The organism is Duganella fentianensis (assembly GCF_009857835.1).
GTDB lineage: Bacteria > Pseudomonadota > Gammaproteobacteria > Burkholderiales > Burkholderiaceae_D > Rugamonas > Rugamonas fentianensis.
The window spans coordinates 1183727-1196174 of sequence record NZ_WWCL01000001.1 but is presented as its reverse complement, the minus strand read 5'-3'; the positions used below and the strand labels follow the sequence as shown (position 1 = coordinate 1196174).

The window sequence follows — 12448 nt, the reverse complement described above, 5'->3', positions numbered from 1 at the left end:
ATTAAACACTCCAGAGTATCTGTACCGACCATGCGGCACAAGCGATCAACCACAAGATGGTGGCGACTTGCAGGGTCAGACGCAGACCGACGGATTTCACGTAATCCATCCAGATGTCACGTACGCCTACCCAGGCGTGGAAGAACAGACCGAACAGGGTCACGGCGCTGATTAGCTTGAACCATTGCTGGGCGAACAGGCCAGCCCAGCCTTCATAGGTGAAGTTCTGGCCGGTCAGGAAAGACACCAGCAGGATCACGGTGTAAGCCACCATCACCAGTGCGGTAACGCGTTGCGCCAGCCAGTCACGCAGGCCGTAATGCGCGCCTACGACGAGGCGTTTTGGTCCGATGTTATCGTTAGTGGCCATCTCAGAAGACTCCAAACAGTTTGAGGGCGATGATTGCGGTCAGGCTCAGGCTCACAGCCAGCACGGTAGCGGCCGAGTGACGTGCCTGCTCTTTGGCCAGGCCGATGTGCATGTCCATGATCAGGTGGCGGCAGCCAGCGCAGAAGTGGTGCAGATAGCCCCAGACCAGCGCCAGAATGATCAGTTTGACCAGCGGGTAGGAAACGATGCCTTGGTAGTACGCAAAGGAAATTTCCGAGCGCAGGCTTTGCTCCAGCAGGTACAGCACGAATGGCAGCAGCAGGAACATCGAGAGGCCGCTGATGCGGTGCAAAATGGATACCAGGCCAGCCAAAGGCAAGCGGTAGTTGGACAATTCCGTCACATGGATGTTACGGAACTCCGGCCGTTCTTTTTTCGGGGCTTCCCTTACGGCTTCAGACATATCAAGACCTCCTAGGCAAAAACAAAAATTTCGAGAATGCGATTTTCGCTGATTTTCGCATTTATAACCAATATGTATTGTTACATATAACCAAAATAGTGGTAGTCAACAGCTGCGACGGCTACTTTCTGTAGCTCAACGTATTTTCAGCGCAACAGGGTTTTGCCTCGATTTCTACCCCGTTTTCGCCGCCCGCCGCTGCATTGCAGCAAACGGGCATCTCCTCACATCAACTCGTGTGATCCGTTCAGTTCAGCTCGCTTAGTTCAGCTCATTGTGATAGTGGTGCCGGGCGGTCGAGTACAGACCGCGGCGCAGTTCCACCGCTTTATCACCGTAAGTGAACGACACCCGCTCCGATTCCAGCAGCGGGGTCTGGGCAGCGATGCCCAACAATTTTGCATCTTCCTCACCCACGCTGACGGCGCGGATTTTTTCCGTCGCGCGTATCATGCGGGTGCCGAATTCCGATTCGAACAGGCCGTACATCGGGCCTTTGTATTCCATCAGGCGCTCGGCCGTCAGACCTTTGAAGATCATGCCGGGCAACCACAGCTCTTCCACGATGGTGGGCACGCCTTCAAACGCTTGCACCCGCTTGATATACACCACCGCATCGCCCGATTTCAGTTCGAGCAGGCGCGCCACATCGGCCGGCGCACGCATGCGTTTGACTTCGATAATCTTGCTGTCGGGATAGTGCGGCACGCCTTCGTCCGGCATCAGACGCAGGAAGCGGAAGTGGGCGCGCGCTTCGTGATGGGTGGAAACAAACGTTCCCTTGCCCTGCTTGCGCATGACCAGATTTTCCGCCGCCAGCTCATCGATCGCCTTGCGCACGGTGCCCTGGCTCACCTTGAAACGGTTGGCCAGCTCCACTTCGCTGGGGATCAGTTCGCCCGGCTTCCATTCGCCCGACTGCAAACTCTGGGTAATCAGACCCTTGATTTGCTGATAAAGTGGCGAGAACGTGGGCGAAGGGGCCGCCGATGCGCTGCCCGCACTGCCGCTTGCGGTAGTGGATGCAGGGTTGTTATTAGGCGGCACGGAATTCATAGACCACGATTTCACCACAAATACCCCCTGCCGTCCAGCAAAAACCAGCAATAACTTATCTGTCTTATATAAGACATAAGATAGCATTGACATCTGCCAAACTCAGGCCTACACTCCCCAGCGAGGCGCTTGCGGCAAGCCGTTTGACCACCCCTGCGGACCGCCGGCCAGCACTCAAATGCAGTATGATTACGGTTTCCCCCGGGCCGCTACTGGCCCCGCTTAGCGAACGTTTTATTCCCACTTTGGAGATTCATCATGGCAAAAACCCCAATGCGTGTTGCTGTTACCGGCGCCGCCGGCCAAATCGGTTACGCTCTGCTGTTCCGCATCGCCAATGGCGACATGCTGGGCAAAGACCAACCAGTTATTCTGCAACTGTTGGAAATTGCTGACGAAAAAGCACAGAAAGCACTGAAGGGCGTCATGATGGAAATCGACGACTGCGCTTTCCCGCTGCTGACCGAAATGACCGCCCACTCCGATCCGATGACGGCTTTCAAAGATGCCGACGTCGCCGTGCTGGTTGGCGCACGTCCACGTGGCCCAGGCATGGAACGTAAAGACCTGCTGGAAGCCAATGCCCAGATCTTCACCGTACAAGGTAAGGCACTGGATGCCGTCGCTTCGCGCAACGTTAAAGTTCTGGTGGTCGGCAACCCAGCCAACACCAATGCTTACATCGCCATGAAATCGGCACCATCGCTGCCAGCCAAGAACTTCACCGCCATGCTGCGTCTGGACCACAACCGCGCGCTGTCGCAAGTGGCTGCCAAAACCGGCAAAGCTGTTAAAGACATCGAAAAACTGTGCGTATGGGGCAACCACTCGCCTACCATGTACGCTGACTACCGCTTCGCTACCATCGACGGCGCTTCGGTCAAAGACATGATCAACGATCAGGAATGGAACGCTAACACCTTCCTGCCTACCGTGGGCAAACGCGGCGCCGCCATCATCGAAGCACGCGGCCTGTCGTCGGCTGCTTCGGCTGCCAACGCTGCCATCGACCACATCCACGACTGGGTACTGGGCACCGCAGGCAAATGGACCACCATGGGCATCCCATCGGACGGTTCCTACGGCATCCCAGAAGGCACCGTGTTCGGCTTCCCTGTGACCACCGAAAACGGCGAATACAAAATCGTTCAAGGTCTGGAAATCGATGCATTCTCGCAAGAGCGCATCAACCTCACCCTGAAAGAACTGACCGAAGAGCGCGAAGGCGTGAAGCACCTGCTGCCATAAGCCGGGCTGAACTCCTCACTCCCTTCTGCGTAAGTGGAACCGGTTAAAACACCGCTCCGCCGCACCCGCCGCGCTGCTGACAGCAGCGCGGCAGCTCCATCTCACCCCTCCGCAGTACCAGACACTTCCCGCATGCATCCATCCGAGGTTTTATTCCAGGGCAATCGCCAACCCTTGCTGCTGCCAGCTTGTGACCATTACGCCGGCAGCGAAAAGCTGATGCGCAAATCGATTGCCTTGCAACAAGAACTTGGCCCCCTGTTCGATATCACCCTCGATTGCGAAGACGGCGCCAGCGCCGGCAACGAAATCGAGCACGCCCGCCTCGTCGCGGCGCTGGTGCAGTCGGACGAGAATAAGTTCAGCCGCCTAGGCGCGCGCGTGCACGATATCGCCAGCCCGCACTTTGTGAGCGATGTGGAAATCATCTGCACGGCGGCCAGCAAACTGGCCTACATCGTGCTGCCCAAGGTGCATAGCGCCAAGGAAGTCACTGCTGCCATCAAACTGATCAACACCCACGCCAGCAAGGCGGGCCGCAAGGACCTGCCCGTGCACGTGCTGATCGAAACCCATGAAGCGCTGCACGAGGCCTATGCCATTGCCGCCCTGCCGCAAGTGCAGTGCCTGTCGTTCGGCATCATGGACTTTGTTTCCTCCCACTACGGAGCGATTCCGGCCAGCGCCATGCGCACGCCGGGCCAGTTCACCCACCCGCTGGTAGTCCGCGCCAAGCTCGAAGTGGCGGCCGCCTGCCATGCGCACGGCAAAGTGCCTTCGCACAATGTCACCACCGACATCAAGGATGCCGCCGTGGCCGCCAACGACGCGCAGCGCGCTGCCGCCGAATTCGGCTTTACCCGGATGTGGAGCATCCATCCGGACCAGATCAAGCCCATCATCAAAACCTTTACGCCGCGCATGTCCGAAGTCAATGACGCCACCGCCATCCTGGTGGAAGCTGCGGCTGTACAATGGGGGCCGATTTCGCAGAATGGCCGCTTGCACGACCGCGCCAGCTACAGATACTATTGGACTGTGCTGCAACGGGCCAAACTGGCCGGTTTAAGCCTGCCCGAAGCGGCGCAAAGCCTGCTCAACGGCAACACCAAATAACCTTACATCTGGAAGTACCACCATGTCTCTCGCCAAACTGCTGCTGGCATGCAGCCTGTCGCTTACCGCCCTCACCCTGAGCTCGGCTGCCCGCGCCGACAATGCGCCGACCAAGCCGGCCGCCAAGAAAACCGCCAAGGCCAAACCGGCGGCCAAGGCTGCGGAAGCCAAACCGGCCGATGAAGATGTGGCCGAACCGGCTGTGGGCGAATCGTCGGCCACCGAGTTCGACTGCGAGCTGGGCAACAAGATCACCATCTACGAAAACGTCAATGACGACGCCCACATCGCCCTGCGCTGGAAAAAACGTCTGCACCGCCTGACCCGCGTGGGCACCACCACGGGCGCGCACCGCTTCGAGAACCATGTGTACGGTCTGGTCTGGATCGGCATTCCTGCCAAAGGCATGCTGCTGGACTCGAAACAGGGCCGCCAGCTGGCCAACGAATGCCGCAACGCTGAACAGATGAAACCACTGGCTGCCAACGAAGCAGCAGCCACCGGCACCAGCCTGCAGTAATTCCCTGCCGCCTGTCACTCAGGCAGGGAATTCCCCTCGCACCGACGACACCCCAAACCTAGGAGAAGTCATGGCACACAATACGCTCAATACGCTCAAGGAATTCGCTATCGCCGGCAAAACCGGCAAGTTCTACTCGCTGCCGGCGCTGGAACAGAGTCTGGGTGCGAAAATCTCGCGCCTGCCCGTTTCCATCCGCGTGGTACTGGAATCCGTGCTGCGCAATTGCGACGGCAAGAAAGTCACCGAAGAACACGTCAAGCAGCTGGCCAACTGGGGTGCGACGGCCGAGCGCGTAGATGAAATCCCCTTCGTCGTCGCCCGCGTGGTGCTGCAGGACTTCACCGGCGTGCCGCTGCTGGCCGATCTGGCCGCCATGCGCAACGTGGCTTACAAGATGGGCGTGAACGCCAAGAAAATCGAGCCGCTGGTACCGGTCGATCTGGTGGTCGACCACTCGGTGACCATCGACCACTTCCGCGAAAAAGGCGCGCTGGACCTGAACATGAAGCTGGAATTCTCGCGCAATAACGAGCGCTACCAGTTCATGAAGTGGGGCATGCAAGCCTTCGACACCTTCGGCGTGGTGCCACCGGGCTTCGGCATCGTCCATCAGGTCAATCTGGAATATCTGGCGCGCGGCGTGCACAAGACCAGCGAAGGGGTGTACTACCCGGACACTCTGGTGGGCACCGATTCGCACACCACCATGATCAACGGCATCGGCGTGGTCGGCTGGGGCGTGGGCGGCATCGAGGCGGAAGCCGGTATGCTGGGCCAGCCCGTGTACTTCCTGACACCGGACGTGATCGGCGTGAACCTGACGGGCGTGCTGCGCGAAGGCTGCACCGCTACCGATCTGGTGCTGACCATTACCGAACTGCTGCGCAAGGAAAAAGTCGTCGGCAAGTTCGTCGAGTTCTTTGGTGAAGGTACCGAGACGCTGTCGCTGACCGACCGCGCCACCATCGCCAACATGGCGCCCGAATATGGCGCCACCATGGGCTTCTTCCCGGTCGATGACGCCACCGTCGAGTACTTCGAAGGCACGGGCCGCACCAAGGACGAAATCGCTGCCTTTGCTGCCTACTTCAAGGCGCAGGGTCTGTACGGCGTGCCGAAAGCAGGCGAGATCGATTACACCCGCGTAGTGGAACTGAACCTGACTTCGGTCACGCCTTCGCTGGCCGGCCCGAAACGTCCGCAGGACCGCATCGAGATCGGTCAGGTCAAGAACAACTTCACCGAACTGTTCTCCAAGCCGACCAAAGAGAATGGCTTCAACAAGAAAGCCGAAGATCTGGGCGCCGTCTACACCACCAGCAATGGCGTCAACGTCAAGAACGGCGACGTGCTGATCGCTGCGATTACCTCGTGCACCAACACGTCCAACCCTAGCGTGCTGCTGGCCGCCGGCCTACTGGCCAAGAAAGCCGTGGAAGCGGGTCTGAGCGTAGCGCCGCACATCAAGACTTCGCTGGCGCCCGGCTCGCGCGTGGTAACGGAATATCTGGGCGCGGCCGGTCTGCTGCCGTATCTGGAACAGCTGGGCTTTGGCGTTACCGCCTACGGCTGCACCACCTGCATCGGCAACGCGGGCGACCTGACGCCCGAACTGAATGCCGCCATCACCAGCAACGACATCGTGGCGTCGGCCGTGCTGTCCGGTAACCGCAACTTCGAAGCGCGTATTCACCCGAATATCCGTTCCAACTTCCTCGCTTCGCCACCACTGGTAGTGGCTTACGCCATCGCCGGCAATATGACGGTCGACCTGATGACCGAGCCTGTGGGCAAGGGCAAGGATGGCAAAGACGTGTATCTGGGCGATATCTGGCCGACCTCGAAAGAGATCGCCAAGCTGATGAAGTTCGCCATGAACGCCAAAGTCTTCAAGGCCAACTACGCCGATGTCAAAGGCAATCCGGGCAAGCTGTGGGAAGACGTATCGAGCACGGAAGGTCAGGTCTACAACTGGCCGGCCTCCACCTACATCGCCGAACCACCGTTCTTCGACGGCTTCGAAATGACGCCGAAAGCAGCAGCTACCGGCATCACCGGTGCACGCGCGCTGGGCGTGTTCGGTGACTCCATCACCACCGACCACATCTCCCCTGCCGGTTCGATCAAGGAAGACGGTCCGGCCGGTCAGTGGCTGCTGGCCAATGGCGTGCTGAAGGCCGACTTCAATTCCTACGGCTCGCGCCGCGGCAATCACGAGATCATGATGCGCGGCACCTTTGCCAACGTGCGCATCAAGAACAAGATGATACCGGCCAAGGCTGACGGTTCGGCCGTGGAAGGCGGCATCACCATCCACCAGCCATCGGGCGAACAGATGGCTATCTACGACGCGGCCATGAAGTACGTGGCCGAAGATACGCCGACCATGGTGTTCGGCGGCGAAGAGTACGGCACCGGCTCGTCGCGCGACTGGGCCGCCAAGGGCACCCAGCTGCTGGGTGTGAAAGCCGTGATCGTGCGCTCGTTCGAACGTATCCACCGCTCGAATCTGGTGGGCATGGGCGTGCTGCCACTGCAATTCATCGGCAACGACAGCGTCGAATCGCTCGGCATCACCGGCAAGGAAACCTATGACCTCAAAGGTCTGGACGGCGAAATCAAGCCCCAGCAGTTAGCCACGCTGGTGATCCACCGTGACGGCCAGCCGGCACAGGAAGTCAAAGTGCTGCTGCGTATCGACACGCCTATCGAAGTGGATTATTACAAGCACGGCGGTATCCTGCCCTTCGTGCTGCGCCAGCTGCTGGCCAGCTAAGCGCCCTGCTCTGCGTCAGCGCACACCACAGAACGCCGGCTGATTGCCGGCGTTTTTTTCGTCTTGTACGCTTATCATCTACAATAGAGTCATAAGGGTTATCATTTGTTTGACTGATCCGCTTTTTCCACTTTTATGAGACTCTTATTGCGTTATGCGTCGTCCTTCTAAAGATTCATCCCAAAAATTGTCTGCCGAAAGCCAGCGTCTGGTGACTTACGCCAATGCCGTGGGTCAGGCTGCCAGCCGGATCGAAGAGCGGACATGGGAACTCAGCCTCGATGCGCAGTTGCAGAAACTACTCAAGACTGGCCATCAGGACACTATCGACGCGACCCTGAACCATCTGTTCAAGGAAGACCTGAATGCCTACGATATCCTGATGGATAGCGTGGAAGCCGTCAGCGAATCGGCCACCATCCAGATCGAAGCCGACGGTGTGAGCAAAGCCTACGATGTGCTGCTGGTGGCTGCGCCCATCCTCGCATGGACCCGCTTTGCCATCGCTTCGGGCGCCATCCCCGGCGACATTCTGAGCACGCTGTCGGCCCATTTCGGCGCCCACCTGCTGGCCGATGGCACGCACATGGCGATGGCACCTACGCTGTATTCGATCGACCAGCTGCCGCGCAGCCACGTGGAAACCTTCGGCAAAGTGCAGAAGCTGGGCCAGGCCGCCATCAAGGGCACGGCGCTGAAGACCGACAGCAAGACGCCGGAAACGGCGCCTTTCCTGGCCGATACGCGCTACCTGCTGGTGGCCGTTGCCGCGCCAGCCGGTGCAGCGCTGTTCCGCTGGCAGATGCCTGGCCTGCAGGCCAACTATGCGGCCGAACGTGCCAGCGCGCTCGAACAGTGGCGCAATCAGGTCACGCCTACCGTCAGCCGTTTGCTGCCGGGCTGCGGCGTGGAACTGCTGCTGCCGGAAGCCTATTACATGGCCTGCCGCGAAGCGGACAAGCAGATCCGTCCCGTATCGATCCGCGCTGCCGTGCACTACCTGACGCACACGCTGGGTCTGGAACCGGCCGGCCTGCGCGCCGTGATCGCCGGCTTTGGCGAAGAAAGTGCCGATGGCCAGATCGACGAATATCGTGTCGCTTTCACCCAGCGCAATTCCAACGATGTGATGTATGGCGTCGTCTGGCCGCTGTACGGGCAGGAAGATGAAGACGGCACGCCGCCGGAAGGCCCGCTGCAAGGCGGCTTTGGCGGCCTGCAGCAGCGCCCGGTGACGCCGGTGGACGAGATCACGGCCCAGCTCAATGCGTCCGGTGTGACGCAGGTGAAGAAGCATAGCGAGCGCTATGTGGCCGAGTTCTGCGACGACTGCGGCGCGCCATTGTTTGCCGATCCGCTGGGCGAACTGGCGCATGCAGAAATGCCCGAAGACGCACCTACCGGCACCGAGCACTTCCATTAAAACAAAAGCCCTCGCTTACGAGGGCTTTTTCACTTCTGGCGGTACAGGAGGCGAGACATAAAGAATGATAGGCTGCGGCGGAGCAGCTTGTGCCGCCGCGGCAATCGGTTTAAGTATCTGCCCCATAGCGATGCCTAAGCCACCAAAGCCGATAAACAGCCCTATCATGGAGGCCACCATCCACTTATGTATTTCGGCCACCGTGTGGAGCATTTCAGCACGCAACTTTTCAATGTCGGCCTTGGTGGCAAGGGTCGGCACGATGGCATCGTAGTGCGCCTTGAGCGCATAGAATTCGCTGTCGTTCATGCTTACAGCATAGGCGACAGCGAGGTCTTTACCAAGCCGAATACGGGTGCTTGATCAGGCTGGAGTTGAGATAGCGCACATCGCTGGTGACTTCCTCGCCTACCCACTCGGGCAGCTCGAACTGTTCGGCTTCGCTGCCCAGTTCAATCTCGGCCACCACCAGTCCCGCATTCACGCCGAGGAACTCGTCGACTTCCCACACGTGGCCCGCATAGTCGATACGGCTGCGGTATTTCTCGATCAGGGGCTGCTCGCACAGCAGCAGCAATTCGGTCGCGTCGGCCAGCGGAATCTCGTACTCCCACTCGCCGCGCACAGCGCCCACATTGCGCCCCTTGATGGTCATGACACCGCGCTCGCCCTCGATGCGCACGCGCACCACGCGCTCCTTGTGCGAGGACAGATAGCCCTGACGCAGCAGGACCGGCTGGCCCATGCTACGCCACGCATCGCCGCGCAACAGGAACTTGCGCTCGATCTCGACGCCCATCTCAGTCGTCCAGCGACAGCAGAATAGGCTGCAGCATGGCTGCGCCCAGCGCCGCACTACGGGCACCGTTCCAGCCCACGCGTGGATCAGGCAAATCGGCGTTATCCTTGAACGGCATTTCCAGCGTCAGCGCGAGGCAGCCGAAATGGTGGCCCACATACTTGGAAGCCAGCGTCAGCATGTCTTCCTTGTACTTGCTGGCAGCGTAGCCATACTTGTCCTGGAAGTCCGGGCTGGAAGCCTTGTAGCGGTCGATAAACGCCTGCTGGGCGACGCGGCGCTCTTCGCTGAAGTTCTCCAGCATTTCATTACCGGCCACGAAGTTGTACGGCAGCGCTTCATCACCGTGTATGTCGAAGAACATGTCGATGCCGGTGGCATGCATTTTCTCTTTCACGCACAGCACTTCAGGGCTGCGTTCCAGCGTCGGCGTCATCCATTCGCGGTTCAGGTTGGCGCCAGCGGCGTTGGTACGCAGGTTGCCGCGCACCGAGCCGTCCGGATTCATGTTCGGTACGATGTAGAACACGCAGCGCTGCAGCAGCTTGCGCGCGATAGGATTGGCATCGTCCAGCAGCGAATCCACCAGCCCTTCGACGAACCATTCGGCCATCGATTCCCCCGGGTGCTGGCGCGCGATGATCCAGATTTTTTTCTCGGCAGCCGGATTACCCACCACCACCAGATTCATGTCGCGGCCATCGACCGTACTGCCCAGATCCTGCACGCGGGCCAGCGGATGTTCGCCGATTTCACCGAGCAGGCGCAGGTGGCGCTCGAAGGAATATGGCTCGAAATAGGCGTAGTACACGCTATCCGTATCCGGCGTGTGCTTGATGGTCATGACCTCGCCATCGAAATGGGTCGGTACGCGGAACCAGGTTTCCGTGTCGTAGCTGGCCACAGCCTGATAGTCTTCGTAACCCTTGGCATAGGTAGCCGAACCGGCGTTCAGGAAACGCATACGCAGCTGCTGGCCACGGGCGCCCTGCACGCGGAAGTGGAACCACTGATGGATGTCCGCGTTGTTATCCTTGCGCAGGTTCAGTTCGATCTCGGCTGCGCTGTCTGCACGCAGCACTTCGATCGCGCCCGAGTCAAAATTCTGGCTGATTTTAATGGTCATGGTAATCCGTAATTTGAGAGTGCCGAGGACCTTATTTTACCAGCATGCTCCCATCACGTTTGTAGCGCCCGTACCATGCAAACGCCTGTTCCAGCACATGCGGCGTCTGGCCACCGCCCTTCAGCGCTTCGGCCAGATAGGCGCGCAGCTGCGGACGATAATCAGGGTGGGCGCAGTTCTCGATGATCAGCGGCGCGCGCTCGCGCGGCGCCAGCCCGCGCAGGTCGGCCAGCCCCCATTCGCTCACCAATACATCGACATCGTGCTCGGTATGGTCCACGTGCGGCACCATGGGCACCACGCTGGAAATCGCGCCGCCCTTGGCCACGGATTTGCTGACAAAAATGGACAGCTGGGCATTGCGGGCAAAGTCGCCCGAGCCGCCTATGCCGTTCATCATGTGCGTGCCGCCCACGTGGGTTGAGTTGACGTTGCCGTAGATATCGAATTCCAGCGCCGTGTTCAGCGCGATCAGGCCCAGACGGCGCACCACTTCCGGATGGTTGCTGATCTCCTGCGGACGCAGCACGATGCGCTCGCGGTAGCTTTCCAGATTGCGGATGAATTTCTCGTGCATGGCGGCCGACAGCGTGATCGACGAGGCCGAGGCCATGGACAGCTGGCCCGAATCGAGCAGCTCGATGGCGCTATCCTGCAGCACTTCGGAATACATGGTCATGTTGCGGAATGGCGAGTCGATCAGACCATGCAGCACGGCGTTGGCGATGGTGCCTATGCCTGCCTGCAGCGGACGCAGTTCCGGCCCCATGCGCCCTGCTTTCACTTCGCCTTCGAGGAAGCGGATCACATGGCGTGCAATCGCATCCGTCTCTTCATCGGGCGGCAGCGCATTGGATGGGCTATCGGGACTATCGGTAATGATGATGGCGGCGATGCGGTCGGGGTGAACGGGGATCGCTGTCCAGCCCATGCGCTGCCATGGCGTCAGCAGCGGAATCGCGCCGCGATGCGGACGGGCTACGGGCAGGTAGATATCGTGGAAGCCCTCCAGCGCCAGCGGTGCGCTCAGATTGATTTCCACGATCACCTGTCTGGCCTGCTGGGCAAAAGTGGCCGTATTCCCGACCGACATGCTGGGGATGATGCCGCCATCGGCGGTAATCGCCACCGCTTCCACCACGGCCACGTCGATCTCTTTCAGGTCGCCGGAACGCAGCTGCTCGGCCGTTTCCGACAGATGCTGGTCGATGAACATTACTTCGCCCGTGTTGATCTTGCGGCGCAGGGCGGCATCTGCCTGGAACGGCATGCGGCGTGCTACCACGCCCGCGTTGGCCATCATGCCGTCGCTATCATTGCCAAGCGAAGCGCCGGTCAGCAGCGTCAGTGCCAGCGCCTCGTTGCGCGAGCGCTCTACCAGTGCCAGCGGCATGGCCTTGGCGTCGCCGGCACGGGTGAAACCGCTCATCCCGACCGTCATACCATTTTTGATCAGGCGTGCTGCCTGCGCTGCCGTCATGACCTTGCTCATCAATTCCGGGCGGCGTATGCGTTGTTCGTACATCAGGTGCTCCTCCTTGTATGTTTGTTTCAGTATAGAATTTAAGAACTAGTCGCTGCATGACT

Annotated in this window: 12 protein-coding genes; 5 read left to right on the top strand and 7 right to left on the bottom strand. The window is 59.7% G+C overall.

The window, feature by feature from the left end:
- Position 1 precedes the first annotated feature (1 nt).
- The 3 genes from sdhD to GTP23_RS05155 form a co-directional block, all read right to left on the bottom strand.
- Positions 2-370 (bottom strand): succinate dehydrogenase, hydrophobic membrane anchor protein, encoded by a 369-nt coding sequence (gene sdhD / locus GTP23_RS05165; RefSeq protein WP_155433466.1) that lies wholly within the window; start codon positions 368-370, stop codon positions 2-4.
- Position 371: 1 nt separating this feature from the next.
- Positions 372-794, bottom strand: coding sequence for a succinate dehydrogenase, cytochrome b556 subunit (sdhC, locus tag GTP23_RS05160; RefSeq protein ID WP_155433465.1), 423 nt, complete (start codon positions 792-794; stop codon positions 372-374).
- Between the two features lie 261 nt (positions 795-1055).
- A complete protein-coding gene (locus tag GTP23_RS05155; RefSeq protein WP_155433464.1) occupies positions 1056-1850 on the bottom strand; it encodes a GntR family transcriptional regulator in 795 nt (264 codons plus the stop codon).
- Positions 1851-2108: 258 nt separating this feature from the next.
- Here GTP23_RS05155 and GTP23_RS05150 point away from each other — a divergent pair, with 258 nt between their 5' ends.
- From GTP23_RS05150 to GTP23_RS05130, 5 genes are all read left to right on the top strand, one after another.
- A complete protein-coding gene (locus GTP23_RS05150; protein ID WP_155433463.1) occupies positions 2109-3098 on the top strand; it encodes a malate dehydrogenase in 990 nt (329 codons plus the stop codon).
- A gap of 132 nt (positions 3099-3230) precedes the next feature.
- A complete protein-coding gene (locus GTP23_RS05145) occupies positions 3231-4214 on the top strand; it encodes an HpcH/HpaI aldolase/citrate lyase family protein (protein WP_161034138.1) in 984 nt (327 codons plus the stop codon).
- A 22-nt stretch (positions 4215-4236) separates the two neighbouring features.
- Positions 4237-4734: a hypothetical protein gene (locus GTP23_RS05140; protein ID WP_161034137.1), complete on the top strand. Its 498-nt coding sequence runs from the start codon at positions 4237-4239 to the stop codon at positions 4732-4734.
- Between the two features lie 70 nt (positions 4735-4804).
- Positions 4805-7513 carry an aconitate hydratase AcnA gene (gene acnA / locus GTP23_RS05135; protein ID WP_161034136.1) on the top strand — a complete coding sequence of 903 codons (2709 nt, stop codon included), beginning with the start codon at positions 4805-4807 and terminating at the stop codon, positions 7511-7513.
- A 154-nt stretch (positions 7514-7667) separates the two neighbouring features.
- Positions 7668-8936, top strand: coding sequence for a DUF2863 family protein (locus GTP23_RS05130; RefSeq protein ID WP_161034135.1), 1269 nt, complete (start codon positions 7668-7670; stop codon positions 8934-8936).
- Between the two features lie 15 nt (positions 8937-8951).
- On the opposite strand, the gene GTP23_RS05125 is transcribed toward GTP23_RS05130, so the two are convergent.
- Genes GTP23_RS05125 through scpC form a run of 4 tightly spaced genes read right to left on the bottom strand, consistent with a single transcriptional unit; the run spans position 8952 to position 12386 of the window.
- A complete protein-coding gene (locus GTP23_RS05125) occupies positions 8952-9245 on the bottom strand; it encodes a hypothetical protein (protein WP_161034134.1) in 294 nt (97 codons plus the stop codon).
- Positions 9246-9273: 28 nt separating this feature from the next.
- The gene (locus GTP23_RS05120; protein WP_161034133.1) at positions 9274-9735 is read right to left on the bottom strand and encodes a CYTH domain-containing protein; all 462 of its coding nucleotides are present in this window, start codon (positions 9733-9735) and stop codon (positions 9274-9276) included.
- Position 9736: 1 nt separating this feature from the next.
- A complete protein-coding gene (locus tag GTP23_RS05115; protein ID WP_161034132.1) occupies positions 9737-10861 on the bottom strand; it encodes a M14 family metallopeptidase in 1125 nt (374 codons plus the stop codon).
- A 31-nt stretch (positions 10862-10892) separates the two neighbouring features.
- Entirely contained in the window at positions 10893-12386 is a 1494-nt protein-coding gene (scpC, locus tag GTP23_RS05110) for a succinyl-CoA:acetate CoA-transferase ScpC (RefSeq protein ID WP_161034131.1), read from the bottom strand.
- Positions 12387-12448 lie beyond the last annotated feature (62 nt).